The sequence below is a fragment of the Albidovulum sp. genome, from assembly GCF_041919395.1.
In the GTDB taxonomy this organism is placed as follows: domain Bacteria; phylum Pseudomonadota; class Alphaproteobacteria; order Rhodobacterales; family Rhodobacteraceae; genus Albidovulum.
The window spans coordinates 17067-35915 of the sequence record NZ_JAYRTX010000020.1; the positions used below are offsets into that span (position 1 = coordinate 17067).

Genomic DNA, 18849 nt, shown 5'->3' on the forward strand with positions numbered 1-18849 from the left:
CAGATTTTGTGGTGTTTTCGAGTTTTTCGCGTGACCTTGAAGAAAAGTCTCAGTAAAATCGCGGCAATGCGGAAAAGGTGGCCGACATTGGGCCGGGGACACGACAGGCGGAAACAATGGCATTGAATTTGACGATGACGGAGCGGGAGGACCTGAAGCCGCGGATTACCGTGTTCGGGGTGGGTGGTGCCGGCGGCAATGCCGTCAACAACATGATCGAGAAGCAGCTCGACGGGGTGGAGTTCGTGGTCGCGAACACCGACGCCCAGGCGCTGGCCCAGAGCCACGCGCCGGCGCGCATCCAGATGGGTGTGAAGGTGACCGAGGGCCTTGGTGCGGGGGCCCGGCCGACCGTCGGAGCCGCCGCCGCCGAGGAGACGATCGAGGAGATCGTCGATCACCTCGCCGGGGCGCACATGTGCTTCATCACCGCCGGCATGGGCGGCGGCACGGGCACCGGCGCGGCGCCGATCATCGCCCAGGCTGCGCGCGAGCTTGGCGTTCTGACCGTCGGCGTCGTCACCAAGCCCTTCCAGTTCGAGGGCTCGAAGCGGATGCGCCAGGCCGAGGAGGGCATCGAGGCGCTGCAGAGGGTCGTCGATACGCTGATCATCATCCCGAACCAGAACCTCTTCCGGCTGGCCAACGAGAAGACCACCTTCACCGAAGCCTTCGCGCTGGCCGACGACGTGCTCTACCAGGGCGTCAAGGGCGTGACCGACCTGATGGTTCGTCCCGGCCTCATAAACCTCGACTTCGCCGACGTGCGCGCGGTGATGGACGAGATGGGCAAGGCCATGATGGGCACCGGCGAGGCGAGCGGCGAGAGCCGCGCGATCCAGGCCGCCGAGAAGGCGATCGCCAACCCGCTTCTGGACGAAATCAGCCTGAGGGGCGCGAAGGGCGTTCTCATCAACGTCACCGGCGGCACCGACCTTACGCTCTTCGAACTCGACGAGGCCGCGAACCGCATCCGCGAGGAAGTGGACCCCGATGCCAACATCATCGTCGGCTCGACGCTCGACGATGCGATGGAAGGCATGATGCGCGTCTCGGTCGTGGCGACCGGCATCGACGCGGCCCCGGCCAAGGCCGAGGTCCCGGCGCCGCGCCGCCGGCTTGCCGAGCCCCTGCAGCCGGCGATGGTGCTGGAGGCGAAGCCGGCCGCGCAGCCGGCCCGTCCCGCCGCGCAGACGGTCGTCGAGGAGCCGGCGCCCGTCGCCTCGGCCATCGAGCCGCACGACGACGAGGAGCGCAACCTCTTCAACGCCGACCTCGCTGGCGACGACCTGCCGCCCCCCGCCTATCGCCCGGCCCCGGCGCCGAAGCCCGGCCAGGCGGCGAGCCTGCATGTGGAGGACGAGGCGCAAGGTTTCGTCGCGCCGCGTCCGCGCGCGCCCGGCACGCCCACGCCCGAGGCCATGGCGCGGCTTCAGGCGGCGGTGAACCGGCAGCCGGCCGCCCAGGCCCGCGCGGCCTCCCAGCCGGCGCCGCAAGCGGCCGCCCGGCCCGCCGCAGCACCGGCCGCGGAAAAACCGCGCTTCGGCATCAACACGCTTCTCAACCGGATGGCCGGGCACGGCGCGCCCGAGCCGGAGCGGACGGCCCCGGCCTTGCGCGCGCAGCCCCGCGTTTCGGCCGCCTACGAGGAGGAACCCGATCTCGACCCCGATCAGGAGCGGATCGAGATTCCGGCCTTCCTGCGCCGCCAGGCCAACTGAAGGAAGCGCACATCGACTTGAAGGGCCGGAGCGATCCGGCCCTTTTCCATTTGGGATCAGGGAATTGGCGGACATGCACCTGCGCCGTGGCGCGCTGTTACCGCCCATTCGTCCCAATGTTACATTCCGTTGCAAAGAGTGAGTTGAGCTTGCCCGGGGCCGCGATTACCTCAACGCTGACGAAAGGATCCCCCTGTCGGGAAACGAGGCAAGCGTGCAGACGACGATCAGATCGGCGGTAACCTTCAGCGGGACGGGCCTTCATTCCGGGCTCCGGGCCCGCATGACGGTGCTTCCCGCATCGGCCGAGTACGGCATCTGGTTCCGCCGCACCGACGTGATCGGCCGCGACCCGATGGTGCAGGCGCACTGGTCGGCGGTGGAGAATGCGAAGCTCTGCACCGAGGTCAGCAACGCCCAGGGCGTGAAGGTCTCCACCATCGAGCATCTTATGGCGGCGCTGTCGGGCTGCGGCATCCACAACGCTCTGATCGAGATCGACGGGCCGGAAGTGCCGATTCTCGACGGCTCCTCGGCGCCCTTCGCGGCGGCCTTCCTCGCCCGTGGGGTGCGCGATCTCGCCGCGCCGCTGCGCTGCTTCGAAATCCTGAAGCCGGTCGAAGTCCGCGAGGGGCCGGCCCTGGCGCGGCTGGAGCCTGCGGAGACGCTGGAGATCGACTTCGAGATCGACTTCGCCGATGCCGCGATCGGCCACCAGCGGAAGCGGCTGTCGATGGCCAACGGCGCCTTCCTGCGCGAGCTTTCCGACTGCCGGACCTTCTGCCGCCAGGCGGACGTGGAGGCGATGCTGGCGCAGGGTCTCGCTCTTGGCGGCAATCCGGGCGAGAACGCCGTCGTCTTCGACGGCGACAGGGTGCTGTCGCCCGGGGGGCTGCGCCGCGCCGACGAGCCGGTGCGCCACAAGATGCTCGACGCGCTGGGCGATCTTGCGCTTGCCGGGGCGCCGATCCTCGGCCGGTACACCGGCAACCGCGCGGGCCATGCGATGACCAACCGCCTCTTGCGCGCGCTCTTTGCCGATCCCACGGCCTACCGGCTGATCGAATGCGATGCCGCGCGCCGCCGGCTCCTGCCCGGAACGGGCGTCAACCGCGACGATATTCCCGCCGTCGCCTGAGCGCGGGGCGGGTGCGAAAGGCGTTTTGCGCCCCGGATTTTTCTGTGCTAGGACGAGGCGAACCGCTGCCCCGGGGGCTTCTCCGGGGCGGAAAAACGTGAAGCAGGAAGTGGGTAGGCAGGCATGGCTCGGGGCGGGAAAGCGGCGCGTCTGTTGGGCAGCCTCGCGCTCGTGGCGTTTCTCGTGTCCTGCGGCGGCGGCAACCGCGAGCCCGATCTCACGCAGCTCGACGCCGAGGCGATCTACAAGCTTGGCGAGTACCAGCTTGAGACCTCGCGCAAGGGCGAGGACGCGGTGAAGTATTTCGCCGAGGTTGAACGGCTCTACCCCTATTCCGAATGGGCCAAGCGTGCGCTGATCATGCAGGCCTTCGCCTATCACAAGGATCGCAATTACGAAGAGAGCCGCGCCACCGCGCAGCGCTACATAGATACCTATCCCGCAGAGGAGGACGCAGCCTATGCGAAATACCTCCTCGCGCTGTCCTACTACGACCAGATCGACGAGGTGGGGCGCGACCAGGGCCTGACCTACCAGGCGCTGCAGGCGCTTCGGGCGGTGATCGAGGAATATCCCGACAGCGACTACGCCAAGTCCTCGATCCTGAAGTTCGACCTCGCCTTCGACCATCTCGCGGCGAAGGAAATGGAGATCGGGCGCTACTACCTCAAGCGCAAGCACTATACCGCCGCGATCAACCGCTTCCGCGTCGTGGTCGAGAACTTCCAGACCACGAGCCACACGCCCGAGGCGCTGCACCGGCTGGTGGAAAGCTATCTCTCGCTCGGCTTCACCGACGAGGCGCAGACGGCGGGCGCGATCCTTGGTCACAACTTCCAGTCGACGGAGTGGTATCAGGACAGCTACCAGCTGCTGACGTCGAAGGGACTGGAGCCGAAGGCCCGGGGCGACAGCTGGCTCGCCAAGGTCTACCGCCAGGTGATCCGGGGCGAATGGCTGTGAGGTCGCGCTGAGGCGGACCCTACCCCGGGGGGCGAGGATGCTGAGGTCGCTCGACATCCGCGACATGCTGATCATCGACAGGCTGGAGCTGCAGTTCCGGCCGGGGCTCAACGTGCTGACCGGCGAGACAGGGGCGGGCAAGTCGATCCTTCTCGACTGTCTCGGTTTCGTCCTCGGTTGGCGCGGTCGGTCGGAACTGGTGCGCGCGGGCGCGGGGCAGGGCGAGGTGACGGCGGTCTTCGACCTGCCCGCGGATCATCCCGCGCGAGAAGTGCTGGCGGAGGCCGGGCTTCCCCTGGACGACGAACTGGTGCTGAGGCGCATCGCCGCCGCCGATGGCCGCAAGACCGCATTCGTCAACGACCGCAGGGCGGGGGCCGAGGTGCTGCGCGCCCTCGCAGACACGCTGGTCGAGCTTCACGGCCAGCAGGATGACCGGGGACTCCTGAACCCGCGCGGCCACCGCCAGCTTCTCGACGCCTTCGCCGGCGCCGATCTCGGCGCGGTCCGAGCCGCATGGGCGGCCCGCGCCGCCGCCGCGCGGGCGCTGGGCGAGGCCGAGGCCCGACTGGAAGCGATGCGGGCGGAGGAGGATTACCTGCGCCATGTGGTCGCGGAACACGACCGGCTCGACCCCCGGCCGGGCGAGGAGGCGGAACTCGACATGCGACGGCGGCTGATGCAGGCGGCCGCGCGCATCCGCGAGGATGTCGCCCGCGCCTACCAGGCACTCGGACCGGAGGGGGCCGAGGGGCTCATGGGCAATGCGGTCCGCTGGCTCGACGTGGCCGCGCCGAGGGCGGAGGGGATGCTCGACGCGCCGCTCGCGGCGCTTGGACGGGCACTGACCGAACTGGGCGAGGCGAGCCAGGGTGTCGAGCGCGCGCTCGAAGGGCTCGACCACGACCCGCGCGAGCTCGAAGCCGTTGAGGAGCGGCTCTTCGCGATCCGCGCGGCGGCGCGCAAGCACGGGGTGGCGGCCGATGACCTCGGCGCCTTCACGAGCGAGATGCGGGCGAAGCTCGGCCTGCTCGACAGCGGTGCGGCGGACCTCAAGTCGCTTCGGGCGCGGCAGGCAGAGGCGGAGTCGCGCTACGCGGCCGAGGCGGCGCGGCTCACGGCAGCGCGAACGGCGGCCGCCGCCCGGCTCGACGCGGCCATCCTCGGCGAGCTTGCTCCGCTGAAGATGGAGCGGGCGCATTTCGTCACGGGGATCACGCCGGCAGATCCCGGCCCCGAGGGGGCCGACCAGGTGGCGTTCACTGTCGCCACGAACCCGGGTGCGCCGGCAGGGCCGCTGAACCGGATCGCCTCGGGGGGCGAGCTGTCGCGCTTCCTCCTCGCGCTCAAGGTCTGCCTCGCACGGGGCGGTTCGCCGGTGACCATGATCTTCGACGAGATCGACCGCGGCGTGGGCGGCGCCACGGCCGACGCCGTCGGACGCAGGCTCGAACGGCTGGCGGAGGGGGCGCAGATCCTTGTCGTCACCCATTCGCCGCAGGTCGCCGCGCGGGGCGCCCACCACTGGCGCGTGGAAAAGCGCGTGGAAGATGGCAGGACAAGTTCCACCGTCACGGCGCTCGCTCCGGCGGAACGGGTGGACGAGATCGCCCGGATGCTGGCTGGCGAGAACGTCACCGACGCGGCCCGCGCCGCCGCCCGCGCGCTCCTCGACGGCTGATCCGCCGGCGGCGCCCCTGCCGGGCGCCACGCGATCCTTCACGCCCGGGCTTTTGCGGGGCCCATCGGGCCCGCTCCGCGGGGAGTATTTGCGCCACAATGAAAGCCCCCTCCTTTCAATGTGGGGAAAATACTCCCGCCGGAGGCGTCGCGAGCGCCCGGCACGGGCGCGAGGGGAAGGGTTTGCCCCGGAACGGGGCGCCGCCGGATCACGGCCGCGGCTTGCCTGAGGCCGGGCTTTCGCATATCCGGGGGCGACGCCAATCCGAGGACCGCGACCAGATGCGCCTTTCCCGCTATTTCCTCCCCGTACTGAAGGAAAACCCCGCCGAGGCGCAGATCGTCTCGCACCGCTACATGCTGCGCGCGGGAATGATCAAGCAGCAGGCGGCGGGCATCTATTCCTGGCTGCCGATGGGCTACAAGGTGCTGCGCCGGATCGAGGAGATCGTGCACCAGGAACAGCAGCGCGCCGGACATATCCCGCTTCTGATGCCGACGCTTCAGCCCGCCGATCTCTGGCGCGAATCCGGTCGCTACGACGACTACGGGCAGGAGATGCTGCGCATCCGCGACCGGCACGAGCGCGACATGCTCTACGGTCCCACGAACGAGGAGATGATCACCGACATCTTCCGCGCCCATGTCGAAAGCTACAAGTCGCTGCCGATGACGCTCTACCACATCCAGTGGAAGTTCCGCGACGAGATCCGCCCGCGCTTCGGGGTCATGCGGGGGCGCGAGTTCCTGATGAAGGACGGCTACAACTTCGACCTGACGAAGGACGCCGCGCTGCACGCCTACAACCGCCACATGGTGAGCTACCTCAGGACCTACGAGCGGATGGGCCTGACGGCGATCCCGATGCGCGCGGCCTCGGGGCCGATCGGCGGCGACAACACGCACGAATTCCTGGTGCTCGCCTCCACGGGCGAGAGCGAGGTCTTCTACGACGACCGGGTGACACAGCTGAAGCTCGGCACCCGCGAAGTCGATTACGACGACTGGAACGAGGTCGCCGGGGTCTGCGCCGAATTCACCTCGCTCTATGCGCGCACCGACGAGACGCATGACCCGGCGCTCTTCGAGGCGATCCCGGAGGCGCACCGCAAGGTCGGTCGGGGCATCGAGGTGGGGCAGATATTCTACTTCGGCACCAAGTATTCCGAGCCGATGGGGGCGACGGTGGTCACGCCCGAGGGTGCTCGCGTGCCGGTCCACATGGGCTCCCACGGGATCGGCGTCAGCCGCCTTCTCGGCGCGATCATCGAGGCCAACCACGACGAAAAGGGCATCATCTGGCCCGAGGGCGTCACGCCCTTCCCTGTCGGCATCGTCAACCTCAAGCAGGGCGACGGGGCGGCGGATGCGGCCTGCGGCGCGCTCTATGCGGCGCTGAAGGCGAAGGGGCTGGAGGCGCTCTACGACGACCGGGACGAGCGGGCGGGGGCGAAGTTCGCCACCATGGACCTGATCGGCCTGCCCTGGCGGATCACCGTCGGGCCGCGCGGGCTGGCGGCGGGCAAGGTCGAACTGACCTCGCGCCGCACCGGCGAGAGCGAGGAGATGAGCCCCGAGGCGGCGGTGGACCGGATCGCGGCGATCTACGCGGGGCGCTGAGTTTCCCCGGGGGGCTCAGCCGCGGATCACCTTGAGCGCGACGAGGGGCGAGTTTCCCTGAAGGAAGAGCCGGAGCCAGAGCGGCATCAGGTGCTCGGTGCCGCGCGCGCCTGCGATGTCACCGAGATCGACCACGCCGGCCCAGCCGAACTCGTCGCGGGCCAGCGCCGCGACCCGCGCCTTGGCCTCCGCCGAATTGCCGGCGATGAGAAGCTCCACCCCCGGCACGAGCGCGGGCTGCACCATCACCGGGGCCGAGATGGTGTTGAACGCCTTCACCACCAGGGCCGCGGGGAAGGCCTTCTGGATCTCCTCGCCGAGCGAGGTCCGCTCGCTCAGCGCCGCCGGCAGGAACGGCGGCATGCCGTGGGAGAAATCGAGCGGGTTGGCCACGTCGATCAGCATCTTGCCGGCGAGGTTCTCCGCACCGGCGGCCGCGAGCGCGGCAAGCGAGACGAGGCCGCTGGTGGCGTTGAAGACAAGCTCCGCCCCGGCCGCCGCTTCGGCGAAGGTCGCGACGTGGCCGCCGGTCCGCGCCTGCCAGTCCTTCAGCGTGTCGGCGAAGTTCCGCGGCTTTGACAGTTCCGCGGCGGCGGCCGAGCGGATACCGATGGTCACCTCGTGGCCGTTCGAGAGCAGTTTGCCGGCCAGCGTCTGTCCGACCATCCCGCCGCCGAGCATCGCTATTTTCATGGTAGCCTCCACATGGTATGGGCAGACAGGTCCGTCTATCCGCGGACGAGGAATACAGACAGGTCTGTCTACATGTCAAGCGACTCCGCCCTTGCTGGCGCCCAGATGGCGGACTCGGCGCCGCCGGCACGCGAGCGCATCCTCAGTACCGCCGGGCCGCTGTTTTACCGCGAGGGCTTCCGTGCGGTCGGCGTGGACCGGGTGATCGCCGAGGCGGGGGTGGCGAAGGCCACGTTCTACAAGCACTTTCCGTCGAAGGACGACCTGATCGTGGCCTGGGTAAAGCGGGCCGAGGCGCTGACCGCGGCGGCGGCGCCGCAGGACGACGGCCCCCGGCCGCTTCTGGCCTATGCCGAGGCGATGATCGCGCTGGCGGCCGCAGACGGCTGCCTTGGCTGCACGTTTCAGGTTACCGCGGCCGAGTTCTCCGACCCCGGCCACCCCGCACATGTGGCGGCGGCCGAGGCGAAGCGGCGGGTGCTTGACGAGCTCGAACGGCGGGCGCGGGCGCAGGGTCTCGCCCTGCCGAGGCAGACTGCCGAGGCGGTCTTCCTGCTGATCGAGGGTGTCTGGGCCGGCGTCAGGATGTTCGGTGGCGAGGCGCCGCTCGACGCCGCGCGTCTGGTCCTGCGGAAGATCGCGGGCTGACCGTCGCGTGCCGGCCATCGGCTTGACCCGCCGCAGGCGCCGGCGCAATGTCGCGCCAACCAGAACAGGAGCAGACGTGGCAGGCCGGACCGCGCCCTTTTCCCCCTTCGAATTCATGATTGCCTGGCGCTATCTCCGCGCCCGCCGCGCCGAGGGCGGCGTCAGCGTTATGACCTGGATCAGCCTCCTCGGCATCACGCTCGGCGTGATGGCGCTTGTCGCCACGATGGCGGTCCGTGCCGGGTTCCGGGCGGAATTCGTGGACACGATCCTCGGCGCCAACGCCCATGTCGCGGTCTCGCGGGCGACCTACCTCGACGAGAACGGCGTGGCGACGCGGGCGATCGTGAATGCGGGCAAGCTCGCCACCGACATCCGCACCATTCCCGGCGTTACCCGCGCCGCGCCGGTGATCCGTGGCCAGGCGATGGTCACGGCGAACGAGCGGTCGAACGTCGCCGAGGTCTACGGCATCGCGCCCGAAGACCTGAAGGCGATCCCGCGCGTGGCCGGGTCGGAGGAATCGCTCGGCGATATCGACCGCTTCGGCGAGGGAATCGCGATCGGTTCGGGCATCGCCCGCGAACTCGGGCTCGGCGTCGGCGACAGGGTGAAGCTGATCCAGCCGAGCGGCGCCAAGACCGCCTTCGGCACGAGCCCCCGCGTGAATGCCTACGAGGTGGTCTATGTCTTCACCGCCGGGCGATGGGATATCGACCGCACCCGCATCTACATGCCCTATGCCGAGGCGCAGAGCTTCTTCAACCGCGAGGCGGGGGCGGACGAGATCGAGGTCTTCGTGGCAGACCCCGAAGCGATCGACGACTACACTCTGCCTCTGCTCGAAACCGGCGGCGAGGGGACGCTTCTCTGGACCTGGCGGGATTCCTCCGGCGCCTTCCTGAATGCGCTGAAGATCGAGGACGACGTGATGTTCGTGATCCTTTCCGTTCTCGTCCTGATCGCCGCAATGAACATCACCTCGGGTCTGGTGATGCTGGTCAAGAACAAGGGCCGCGACATCGGCATCCTGAGGACGATGGGCCTGACGGAGGGCTCGGTGCTGCGCGTGTTCTTCCTTTGCGGGGCCTTCACGGGGGTTCTCGGCACGATTGCGGGCGTGATCCTCGGCTGTCTCATCGCCTGGAACATCGACGGCATCATGTCGTTCGTGAACTGGCTGACGGGCGGGGGGGCGTGGGACCCCTCGATCCGCGGCATCTACCGGCTGCCCGCCGAACTCAGGGCCTGGGACGTAGGCCGGGCGGTGGCGCTGTCGCTGGTCCTGTCCTTCGCCGTCACGATCTTCCCCGCCCGCCGCGCGGCACGCATGAACCCTGTCGAGGCGCTGCGTTATGAGTGAGCCGGTGCTGGAACTTCGCGGCATCTCGAAAGCCTACCTGAAGGGCACGCCGGGCGAGGTGCGGGTGCTTTCGGGGCTCGACCTCACGGTGGCGCGGGGCGAGGTGGTGGCGCTGGTGGCGCCCTCCGGCGCGGGGAAGTCCACGCTTCTCCATATCGCGGGACTGCTCGACACTGCCGACGAAGGCACGGTCACCATCGCCGGGCGGCAGATGACCGGCCTCCCGGACCGGGTGCGGACCGAGGCGCGGCGGGGCGAGGTGGGCTTCGTCTACCAGTTCCACCACCTCCTGCCGGAGTTCACGGCGCTTGAAAACACCGTCCTGCCGCAGCTTGCAAATGCCGTGCCGAAGGCCGCGGCGGAGGCGCGCGGACGGGAGCTTCTGGCCCGCGTCGGCGTTGCCGGGCGGGCGGACCACCGTCCGGCCGCGCTCTCGGGCGGCGAACAGCAGCGGGTGGCGTTCTGCCGCGCGCTCGCCAATGCGCCGAAGCTCCTTCTGGCGGACGAGCCGACGGGGAACCTTGACCCCGCGACCGCCGATCAGGTGTTCGGCGTGCTCATGGAGCTTGTCCGCGGGACAGGACTTGCCGCGCTGATCGCCACGCACAATCTGGAACTCGCGGCACGGATGGACCGGGTGGTGCGGCTCGACGCGGGGCCGAACCCGTGACCCGCGCCTCTGATCCGGATCAAGGCGCCACGCCCCGTTCCGGCGGAGGATCGCAGCGCAAATGGAGACCGAAGATGCCGAAAACCGCCGCTCTTGCCCTGTCGCTCTTCACGCTCGCAGCGTCTCATGCCGCCGCCGCAGACTTGGAACTCGGCCGGACGACCTTCGCAGGGGCCTGCGCCGCCTGTCACGGGGCAGAGGCGAAGGGCGACGGGCCGATGGCCGACCTCATCAGCATCCCGGTGCCGGATCTTACCAGGATCGCGGCGCGGAACGGGGGCGAATTCCCCTGGCTGAAGGTCGTGCACCTGATCGACGGGCGCACCGGGCTCAGGGGGCACGGCGGGCCGATGCCGCTCTTCGGCGCGCTCTTCGCCGAGGATACCGCGGCCGCAGATGCGCCGGACGGGACGCCCGTGATCACCTCGGCGCGGGTGCTGGCGCTGACGGACTACCTCGCCGCGATTCAGGTCGCGGAATGACCGGGTTGCGGCCCCCGGCGGCGGCGGGCAAAGTGCAGGAAACACCCAGGGAGGCAGGAATGACCCGGACAGGCACCGTCCTTCTCGCTGCGCTGGCGCTTGCCGCCTGCGCACCTGAGCGCCAGGTCTCGGGCCGGGCGCTCTACCAGGACTACTGCCTCTCGTGCCACGGTGCCTCGGGGCGGGGGGACGGGCCGGCCGCCGCAGGGCTCGATCGTGCGCCCGCCGACCTCACCGGGATCGCCGCGCGCAACGGCGGCACGTTCCCGACGACGCGGGTCATGTCGGTGATCGACGGCTATACCCGCCGTGGCGACCGGGCCTCGGTCATGCCGGAACTTGGGGTCGTGCTGCAGGAGGGCCCGGTCGTCCTCTATGACGCGGGCGACGGGGTGGCGACGCCGACCCCGGCGAACCTTGTTGCCCTCGCCAACTACCTGCAGACCCTTCAGCGCTGAGACGCCGAACGCTTGACGCCGCCGTCGGACCGCCGCCTAGTCCTCCGTCCGGCCCGTGTTCTCGCGGTTGTGCCTGTAGCTGTGGCGGAGCGGGAAGGGCGGCAGCCAGCCTTCGCGGCGGACGGTCCATAGCTCGTAGGTGGGCGTGAACCGGTCGGGCGCGTCGAGGCTGCCGAGGTTCACCTCCACCTCGTCGCCCGAACGGCCGAAGACGGGCGAGCCGCAGAGCGGGCAGAAGTGCCGGCCCCGGAACGCGCGCGTCTCGCCGGTCACGCTCACTGCGGTGTCGGGGAAGATGGCCGAGGCGTGGAAGAGCGCGCCGTGGTGCTTGCGGCAGTCGAGGCAATGGCAGAGGCCGACGCGCCAGGGCGCGCCCGTTGCGGTGAGCCGGACCGCGCCGCAGAGGCAGCCGGCGGTGACGGTGGGCATTGGGGGACTCCTTTGCGAAGGGCGCGGGGAAGTCTGGGCGATGGGCGCCCTCTTTGCAACGGGCGCCCCCGCGCCCGACGCCGAGCGCCCGCCCGTGACATTTACTGTGCCCTGGGACGGAAACGCGCCGGATGACTGCATCACCACCCAACCGGCCGCAACGCGCGTTCCGCCCCCCCCTGGGGGGGAAGGGAGAGGGCGGCGGCGTCCGGCGTGGTGCCGGCCCCCGCTGCCCCGCGACAATCCGCGCCGTCGACGCCATGCCGCCGCTGCGGCAAAAGGTCCGAAGACCCGATGCGACCCGGAGGGGCCCCAGATGGCATCGCGCGCCGACCTGCCGCTCGTCTATTCCTGCTCGGGCTGTTCCAGCGCCGCGCAGATGGCCAACCATGTCGCCATCCAGCTCGACCGCCGGGGGCTGGCAGAGATGTCCTGCATCGCCGGGGTCGGCGGCGACGTGCCGAAGCTCGTTCGCATCGCCAAATCCGGCCGCCCGATCGTCGCGCTCGACGGTTGCGCGCTCGCCTGCGTGAAGAACTGCCTCGCCCGGCACGGGGTGACGGCGGCGCGCTACCATCTTCTCTCCGACATGGGTGTGCGCAAGCGCTACGGCACCGATTTCGACCCGGCCGAGGCCGAATGCGTGCTCGACGGCATCGTCGCGGGCCTTCTGGCCGAGCCGGTCACCCCCTGAGCGCGCCGTCCCGGCAGCAGCCTCCCCCGCCGTCCGGTTCCATGCTACACTCCGCCTCGGGTGGGGCTCCGGGGATCGGCCTGCACTTCCGCGGGCCGGGGATCGTGCGCCTGCCAGGAAGGGACCTTGAAATGGCACAATACATCGTCACCGGCAGCTACACGTCCGCCGCGATGAAGGGCATGATCGCCCATCCGAGCGACCGCGAAAAGGCGACAGCGGCCCTGATCGCGGCGGCCGGCGGCAAGCTCGAGAGCTATTTCCTGACCACCGGCGAGACCGATTTCATCATGCGGGTCACGTCTAGCGACATGACCAAGATGCTGGCGGCGCTGATGGTCGCCGGCGCATCCGGTGCGGTTACGGGCCTAAAGACCGTGCAGTGCTTCACCTCGGCCGAGTTCCTCGAGGCGCAAAATGCCGCGGGCGCCATCGCGATGAAATACGCCGCACCGAGCTGAAGGGCCCGAACCGGGGGGCCGACCTGAAGGGCCACGCCCGGCGCGGGCCGGATTGTCCCGCGCCGGACGCCCCGTCCAAAAACCGCCCCATTCGGCCGCCATACTCCCCGCCCGGAAGCAGTCTCTCGGAGGGGAGGTTTCGGATGGATCGGCTTCTCTTTATCGTGGCCGTGGTGGTCTGCGCCTATGCGCTCTGGGCAGGGCAGAACCCGAAGAAGGCGTTTCGCCCCGAGGTTCCGGCGGCGCTTTTCGTGCCCTCGGGCACGCCCGGCGCCGTGATCGGCACCTCGGCCGTGGCTGCGGCGCGGCGCACCGGCGGCTGAGCCGGTCCCGTCACATCGACGATTGCGCCTCGGCCGCCTCGGTGCTGATGGCCGCGCCGGCCGATTGCAGGTCGCGGCCCGCACCCTTCACCGTCTCGCAGGCGGCGAGCATCAGGAGTGCGAGGAGGGGGAGGGTCAGGCGGATCATGGGCAACTCCGGGTCATGCGTCGTGTCGATAGTGTCGCGACCCAACGCCGCTTTCAAGACCGGGGTTCCGAGCGTGGGCCCGTGCCGGCGGCGTGGCGCTGTCGCGACGGATGCTCGACGGAAAACCTGCCGGAAACCGACGCGGGTTGAACGCCGAGCGGCGTTAACGTCCCGTTAACCCCGACCGCCGAGGATCGCGCCATGCGCTTGGTTCCCGCCCTCCTTCTCCTCGCCGCCTGCGGCGCCACGCCCGCCCCCGACATGTTCGGGTCCGTCCGCTCGGAGGTTTCGCGCGGGGGCCTCGATTTCGTTGTCTTTCAAACCGGCAGCGAGGTGGAGGTGGTGCGGATGGGCTATCTCTCCCGAGCCGCCCGCGCCCGCGTCCCGGCGCTCATGTCCGAGGCGGCGGAGGCGGCGACGGGCTGCCGCGTCATCCCCAACTCCATGACGACGAAGATTCCCGGCGACACCGGCGTCGCAAGGTTCGCGCTCGACTGCCGGGAATGATCCAGATCAAGGCAAGACCTCCCGTAACCCTATATAAGGAAACGGAAAACGCGCGCGATGCGAAGGATCACGCCGATGTTCCGTCTCTTCCTCATCATCTACACGCTCGCCGGAGCCACGCTCGCGGGCTCAGCCATCGTCGCGGCACTGACGATGAATCTCTTCGATTTCAAGAGCATCATCGTCGCCGCCATTGCCGGGTTTCTGGTCGCTGTCCCGGTCGCCTGGATTGTCGCGAAGAACCTGTCAGCCGCCTGAGGGGCGTTCCAGGAAGGTTCGCAGCGCCGCCTCGAACTCCCGCGGGCGTTCGGCATGTAGCCAGTGCCCCGCGCCGGGAATCCTGGCGAATTTCGCGTTTGGAAAGAGGTGCTTGATCCTCTCCCTGTGTTCCGGCCGGACATAGTCGGACAGGGCTCCGGCGAGAAAGAGCGCCGGTCCCTCGAAGCGTCCCTCGGTGCCGGGCCAGCCGGTGATCCTGTCCATCTCGCGCTCCAGCACGTCGAGGTTCAGCCGCCAGACGGGCGTGTCGGCCTTGAGGTCGAGCGACTGGAGAAGGAAGGCCCGCACCCCTGCGTCCCCGACGGCCGCGGCAAGGCGGCGGTCGGCCTCGGACCTTGCGGAAAGGTCCCGGAGGTCGAGCCCGCGCATGGCGCGGACGAGGTGGGACTGGCTGTGGCCGTAGGCCACGGGGGCGATGTCGGCGACGACGAGCCGGTCGATCAGTTCGCCGTGCGTCAGCGCCAGTTGCATCGCCGCCTTGCCGCCCATCGAATGGCCGAGCACGTCCATCGGTGCGCCGAGGGTCTCGATGACTTCGGCGAGGTCGCCGGCCATGTCGGGATAGGACTGGCTCTCGGCCCGGAAGCTGGAGCCGTGGTTGCGCATGTCCACGCTGACGACGCGGCGGTCGTCCGAAAGGCGTTTGGCGATGGCCCCCCAGTTCCGGGCGGACCCGAAGAGGCCGTGGACGATGAGAAGGGGCGGCAGGCGGCCGGCCGCGCCGATGTCGGTATGGCTGAGCATGCGCCTGTCTAGCGTGGCCACGCGCGGGCTTCCAGTGACGTTGCGACAGGCGCCGCGCCGCAGTATCCTCGGTTGGCGGGGGTATCATGAGCGGCGTCAGTGTTCAGCAGATGGCAGGCCGGGTGGCCGAACTGATGGAGGCGCGGCTGCGCGTCCGCGGCCAGGGGCTTGGCGACAAGCTCCGCCGCGGTGGCCGGTTCCTGCCCCGCAAGGTGCGGCGCGAGGCGGAGTTCCTGGCGCGGTCGGCCGAACAGGCGGCGGTGCCGCGGCTGCAGATGCAGCTCGATCACCAGCGCGTCGCCGACGCCTACGATGCCTGCGTTCGATACCTCAAGCCGCTCGGCCGCTCGGCCCGGCGCAGGGCGATCGTGCTGGAAATACTGACTGGCTTTGCCACCGGCATCGCCGCGACGGCGGTGCTGGTACTGGCGCTCCTGCTCTGGCGCGGCTTCATCTGACCGCGCGGGCGAATGGCACCGGCCACCGGAGGCATCCGGCGTCCGGCGCGGGACGTCTCACATGCCCGGATAGAGCGGGAAGCGGGCGCAGAGCGCCTTGACCTCGGCGCGGACCTTGGCCTCGGCCGCAGCATTGCCCTCGTCGCCGTTCGCGGCAAGCCCGTCCACCACCTCGACGATGAGCCGGGCGATCTGGCGAAACTCGGGCTCCGCGAACCCGCGGGTGGTGCCCGCAGGCGTGCCGAGACGGATGCCGGAGGTCACGAAAGGCTTCTCCGGGTCGAAGGGAACACCGTTCTTGTTGCAGGTGATGTGGGCGCGGCCAAGGGCCGCCTCGGTCGCCTTGCCGGTCACCTTCTTGGGCCGCAGGTCGGCGAGCATCAGGTGGTTGTCGGTCCCGCCCGAGACGATGTCGATGCCGCCCTTCATCAGTTCGTCGGCCATGGCCCTGGCGTTCTTGACGATCTGCGCGGCATAGGACTGGAACTCCGGGCGCAGCGCCTCGCCGAAGGCCACCGCTTTCGCGGCGATGACGTGCATGAGCGGCCCGCCCTGAAGGCCGGGAAAGACGGCGGCGTTCACCTTCTTGGCGATGTCCTCGTCGTTCGTCAGGATCATGCCGCCGCGCGGGCCGCGCAGGGACTTGTGCGTGGTCGTGGTGACGACATGGGCATGAGGAAGGGGCGAGGGATGCTGGCCACCGGCGACGAGGCCGGCGATATGGGCCATGTCGACCATGAGATAGGCTCCCACCTCGTCGGCGATCTCGCGGAACGCGGCCCAGTCCCAGACGCGCGAATAGGCGGTGCCGCCGGCGATGATCAGCTTCGGCTTCGCCGCGCGCGCCTTTTCGCGGACCGCATCCATGTCGAGGCGCTGATCCTGCTGGCGCACGCCGTAGGAGACGACGTTGAACCACTTGCCAGACATGTTCACCGGCGAGCCGTGGGTCAGGTGGCCGCCGGAGTTGAGGTCGAGTCCCATGAAGGTTTCGCCGGGTTTCAGGAGTGCGAGGAACACCGCCTGGTTCATCTGGCTGCCGGAGTTGGGCTGGACGTTGGCGTAGGCGCAGCCAAAGAGCTTTTTCGCCCGCTCGATCGCCAGCGTCTCGGCCACGTCGACGAACTGGCAGCCGCCGTAGTAGCGCTTGCCGGGGTAGCCCTCGGCGTACTTGTTCGTCATGACCGAGCCCTGCGCCTGCAGCACCGCGAGCGAGACGATGTTCTCGGATGCGATGAGTTCGATCTCGTCGCGCTGGCGTCCAAGCTCGTCGCTGACGGACTTGAAGACTTCGGGGTCGCGCGAGGCGAGGCTTTCGGTGAAGAACCCGGTATCGCGGGTGGCGGACATGAGCGATCTCCTGAGGCCGGACGTGCGTTAGGCTCTTTAGCCGAGCGGGGGGCCTGCGGAAAGGAAGAATGCGACAGGAATTCGCATCTGCGCGAAGCAGGTTCCTCCGTTCGACGCATTTTCGTCCCTTCCGCAGCACGCGTGACGGGCTTGTCAAGGCGCGCGGCGCGAGGGACAAAGGGCCGGGCAGCCGGAGGAGTGCGGTGCGGGCGGCAAGCAAGATCGCGTTTCTGGCGAGCGACAGCGAGATCGCGCAGGAGGCGCTCGTCAAGCTCGGCGCCGCCTACGGGGCCGTGCCGCTCGACGAGGCCGGGGTGATCGTGGCGCTGGGCGGCGACGGCTTCATGCTGAACACGCTGCACGGCACGCAGGCCCGGAACCTGCCGGTCTACGGCATGAACTGCGGCACCATCGGCTTTCTCATGAACGAATACGCCGAGGAGGGGCTGATCGAGCGCCTCGAAGCGGCCGCGGAAGAGGTCATCAACCCGCTTGCCATGCGGGCGGTCACGACCGATGGCCGGGTGCACGAGGCACTCGCGATCAACGAGGTCTCCCTCCTGCGGGCCGGTCCCCAGGCGGCGAAGCTGAAGATCACCATCGACGGCAAGGTGCGGATGGAGGAGCTCGTCTGCGACGGGGCGCTGGTCTCAACGCCGGCCGGATCGACGGCCTACAACTATTCGGCCCATGGGCCGATCCTGCCCATCGGCGCCGAGGTGCTTGCGCTGACGCCGATGGCCGCCTTCCGTCCGCGCCGCTGGCGGGGCGCGATCCTGCCGAAGTCGGCGCATGTGCGCTTCGACGTTCTGGAGGCTGCCAAGCGCCCGGTGATGGCGGATGCCGACGGTAAGTCGGTGCGGGACGTGGTTTCGGTCGAGATCCGTTCCGAAACGTCGATCCGCCACCGCATCCTCTTCGATCCGGGCCATGGGCTCGAGGAGCGGCTGACGCGCGAGCAATTCGTGTGATGGGTCAGGCCCTGGTCTTCCAGGCTTCCATCTTTCGGTAGAGCGTCGAGGGCGAGACATCGAGCATCCGCGCCGCCTTCGGCACGGAGCCGTCGTGGCGGAGGATCGTCTCCTCGATCACCAGCCGCTCGATCTCGGCCAGGGTGCGGCCGATGAGCCCGTCGAGGGGAAGGTCCGACTTCTGCGGCACTGGGGCGGTGCGCCGGGGCGCTTCCGGACCGGAAAGGAGTTCGGCGGGCAGCATCGCACGGGTCACGGCCGGCCCGTCGTTGAGCACGACGACATGGCGCATGACGTTGAGAAGCTGGCGGACGTTGCCCGGCCAGCCGAGCCGCTGGAAGAGCGCCTTCACATCGGGGTCGAGGCTCTGGAACTGCCGCCCCTCCTCCCGGGCGAAGCGCGCGAGCGCGGCCTCGGCGAGCGTCACCACGTCCGCGCCGCGGTCGCGCAGGGGCGGCATGTGGATCGGGACGACGTGGAGCCGGTAGTAGAGGTCCTCCCGGAAGCGGCCACGGCGGACCTCCTGCAAGGGATCGCGGTTCGTCGCGCAGACGATGCGGACATTGACCTTGCGCGAACGGGTGGCGCCGACGGGCTGGATCGTGGATGTTTGCAGGAACCGCAGGAGCTTGGTCTGAAGGTTCAGGTCCAACTCGCAGATCTCGTCGAGAAAGAGCGTGCCGCCGTCGGCTGCCGCCGCCGCGCCGGGCTTGTCGGCAATAGCCCCGGTGAAGGCCCCCTTCACATGGCCGAAGACCTCGGATTCCAGCAGTTCCGTCGGGATGGCCCCGCAGTTGAGCGGCACGAAGGGCGCGCCGGCGCGATTCGACAGATCGTGTACCGCCTGGGCGCAAAGCTCCTTGCCGGTACCGCTTTCGCCGGTGATGAAGACCGTCGCCATGGAGCGGGCGACGGAACGGATCTTGGCGTAGACCTCGGCCATCGGCGCGGACGAGCCGATGAAGTCGCCCGGCGCCTGTGCCGCACGCGGGAGCGTCAGCGCCGCGCCGCCGCGCCGGGTGTCGGCGAGCGCATTGTCGATCGCGGCG

23 protein-coding genes are annotated in these 18849 nt (G+C 69.3%); 17 read left to right on the plus strand and 6 right to left on the minus strand.

The genetic code is table 11. The annotated features are described in order from the left end of the window. Positions 1–116: 116 nt before the first annotated feature. The 5 genes from ftsZ (at position 117) to proS (ending at position 7122) form a co-directional block, all read left to right on the plus strand. Positions 117–1721: a cell division protein FtsZ gene (gene ftsZ, locus ACMUOO_RS05495; protein WP_301917967.1), complete on the plus strand. Its 1605-nt coding sequence runs from the start codon at positions 117–119 to the stop codon at positions 1719–1721. 214 nt (positions 1722–1935) lie between these two features. After that, positions 1936–2859: a UDP-3-O-acyl-N-acetylglucosamine deacetylase gene (lpxC, locus tag ACMUOO_RS05500; RefSeq protein WP_301917968.1), complete on the plus strand. Its 924-nt coding sequence runs from the start codon at positions 1936–1938 to the stop codon at positions 2857–2859. Between the two features lie 123 nt (positions 2860–2982). Further along, on the plus strand, positions 2983–3822 hold the full coding sequence (locus ACMUOO_RS05505; RefSeq protein ID WP_301917969.1) for an outer membrane protein assembly factor BamD: 840 nt from the start codon (positions 2983–2985) through the stop codon (positions 3820–3822). Positions 3823–3859: 37 nt separating this feature from the next. After that, positions 3860–5503 (plus strand): DNA repair protein RecN, encoded by a 1644-nt coding sequence (recN, locus tag ACMUOO_RS05510; protein WP_301917970.1) that lies wholly within the window; start codon positions 3860–3862, stop codon positions 5501–5503. 281 nt (positions 5504–5784) lie between these two features. Continuing rightward, positions 5785–7122, plus strand: a complete 1338-nt coding sequence (gene proS, locus ACMUOO_RS05515; RefSeq protein WP_301917971.1) for a proline--tRNA ligase — start codon at positions 5785–5787, stop codon at positions 7120–7122. 15 nt (positions 7123–7137) lie between these two features. Here proS and ACMUOO_RS05520 read toward each other — a convergent pair whose 3' ends face one another. After that, entirely contained in the window at positions 7138–7815 is a 678-nt protein-coding gene (locus ACMUOO_RS05520) for an NADPH-dependent F420 reductase (RefSeq protein ID WP_301917972.1), read from the minus strand. 72 nt (positions 7816–7887) lie between these two features. Here ACMUOO_RS05520 and ACMUOO_RS05525 point away from each other — a divergent pair, with 72 nt between their 5' ends. From ACMUOO_RS05525 to ACMUOO_RS05545, 5 genes are all read left to right on the plus strand, one after another. Further along, positions 7888–8463, plus strand: coding sequence for a TetR/AcrR family transcriptional regulator (locus ACMUOO_RS05525; protein WP_301917973.1), 576 nt, complete (start codon positions 7888–7890; stop codon positions 8461–8463). A 76-nt stretch (positions 8464–8539) separates the two neighbouring features. Then, positions 8540–9826 carry a lipoprotein-releasing ABC transporter permease subunit gene (locus ACMUOO_RS05530; RefSeq protein ID WP_301917974.1) on the plus strand — a complete coding sequence of 429 codons (1287 nt, stop codon included), beginning with the start codon at positions 8540–8542 and terminating at the stop codon, positions 9824–9826. After that, positions 9819–10496 (plus strand): ABC transporter ATP-binding protein, encoded by a 678-nt coding sequence (locus ACMUOO_RS05535; RefSeq protein WP_301917975.1) that lies wholly within the window; start codon positions 9819–9821, stop codon positions 10494–10496. Before ACMUOO_RS05530 ends, ACMUOO_RS05535 begins: the two co-directional genes overlap by 8 nt. Positions 10497–10570: 74 nt before the next feature. Continuing rightward, positions 10571–10978: a c-type cytochrome gene (locus ACMUOO_RS05540; RefSeq protein WP_301917976.1), complete on the plus strand. Its 408-nt coding sequence runs from the start codon at positions 10571–10573 to the stop codon at positions 10976–10978. Positions 10979–11037: 59 nt separating this feature from the next. Then, positions 11038–11436, plus strand: a complete 399-nt coding sequence (locus ACMUOO_RS05545; RefSeq protein ID WP_301917977.1) for a c-type cytochrome — start codon at positions 11038–11040, stop codon at positions 11434–11436. A gap of 36 nt (positions 11437–11472) precedes the next feature. Here the strand turns inward: ACMUOO_RS05545 and ACMUOO_RS05550 are convergent, their stop codons facing one another. Next, on the minus strand, positions 11473–11865 hold the full coding sequence (locus tag ACMUOO_RS05550; protein WP_301917978.1) for a GFA family protein: 393 nt from the start codon (positions 11863–11865) through the stop codon (positions 11473–11475). A gap of 316 nt (positions 11866–12181) precedes the next feature. Between ACMUOO_RS05550 and ACMUOO_RS05555 the strand changes: the two genes are divergently transcribed. The 3 genes from ACMUOO_RS05555 (at position 12182) to ACMUOO_RS05565 (ending at position 13343) form a co-directional block, all read left to right on the plus strand. Further along, positions 12182–12559, plus strand: coding sequence for a putative zinc-binding protein (locus tag ACMUOO_RS05555; protein ID WP_301917979.1), 378 nt, complete (start codon positions 12182–12184; stop codon positions 12557–12559). Positions 12560–12690: 131 nt separating this feature from the next. Continuing rightward, a complete protein-coding gene (locus ACMUOO_RS05560; protein WP_301917980.1) occupies positions 12691–13020 on the plus strand; it encodes a GYD domain-containing protein in 330 nt (109 codons plus the stop codon). A gap of 143 nt (positions 13021–13163) precedes the next feature. After that, a complete protein-coding gene (locus tag ACMUOO_RS05565; protein ID WP_301917981.1) occupies positions 13164–13343 on the plus strand; it encodes a hypothetical protein in 180 nt (59 codons plus the stop codon). A gap of 10 nt (positions 13344–13353) precedes the next feature. Here ACMUOO_RS05565 and ACMUOO_RS05570 read toward each other — a convergent pair whose 3' ends face one another. After that, complete coding sequence (locus ACMUOO_RS05570; RefSeq protein WP_301917982.1) at positions 13354–13491, minus strand: entericidin A/B family lipoprotein; 138 nt, start codon at positions 13489–13491, stop codon at positions 13354–13356. A 201-nt stretch (positions 13492–13692) separates the two neighbouring features. On the opposite strand from ACMUOO_RS05570, the gene ACMUOO_RS05575 reads away from it, so the two are divergent. Further along, positions 13693–13998: a hypothetical protein gene (locus tag ACMUOO_RS05575; RefSeq protein WP_301917983.1), complete on the plus strand. Its 306-nt coding sequence runs from the start codon at positions 13693–13695 to the stop codon at positions 13996–13998. Between the two features lie 75 nt (positions 13999–14073). Beyond that, entirely contained in the window at positions 14074–14256 is a 183-nt protein-coding gene (locus ACMUOO_RS05580) for a hypothetical protein (protein WP_291336153.1), read from the plus strand. Here the strand turns inward: ACMUOO_RS05580 and ACMUOO_RS05585 are convergent. Further along, the gene (locus ACMUOO_RS05585; protein WP_301917987.1) at positions 14245–15021 is read right to left on the minus strand and encodes an alpha/beta fold hydrolase; all 777 of its coding nucleotides are present in this window, start codon (positions 15019–15021) and stop codon (positions 14245–14247) included. The two genes, ACMUOO_RS05580 and ACMUOO_RS05585, sit on opposite strands and share 12 nt — an antisense overlap. An 86-nt stretch (positions 15022–15107) precedes the next feature. Here ACMUOO_RS05585 and ACMUOO_RS05590 point away from each other — a divergent pair, with 86 nt between their 5' ends. Next, entirely contained in the window at positions 15108–15479 is a 372-nt protein-coding gene (locus ACMUOO_RS05590; RefSeq protein WP_301917984.1) for a hypothetical protein, read from the plus strand. Between the two features lie 57 nt (positions 15480–15536). Here the strand turns inward: ACMUOO_RS05590 and glyA are convergent, their stop codons facing one another. Continuing rightward, positions 15537–16829, minus strand: coding sequence for a serine hydroxymethyltransferase (glyA, locus tag ACMUOO_RS05595; RefSeq protein ID WP_413854913.1), 1293 nt, complete (start codon positions 16827–16829; stop codon positions 15537–15539). A gap of 203 nt (positions 16830–17032) precedes the next feature. Here glyA and ACMUOO_RS05600 point away from each other — a divergent pair, with 203 nt between their 5' ends. After that, a complete protein-coding gene (locus tag ACMUOO_RS05600; RefSeq protein ID WP_301917599.1) occupies positions 17033–17800 on the plus strand; it encodes an NAD kinase in 768 nt (255 codons plus the stop codon). Positions 17801–17804: 4 nt separating this feature from the next. Here ACMUOO_RS05600 and ACMUOO_RS05605 read toward each other — a convergent pair. After that, the coding region (locus ACMUOO_RS05605; protein WP_413854914.1) for a sigma-54 interaction domain-containing protein at positions 17805–18849 on the minus strand (1045 nt) is incomplete at its 5' end.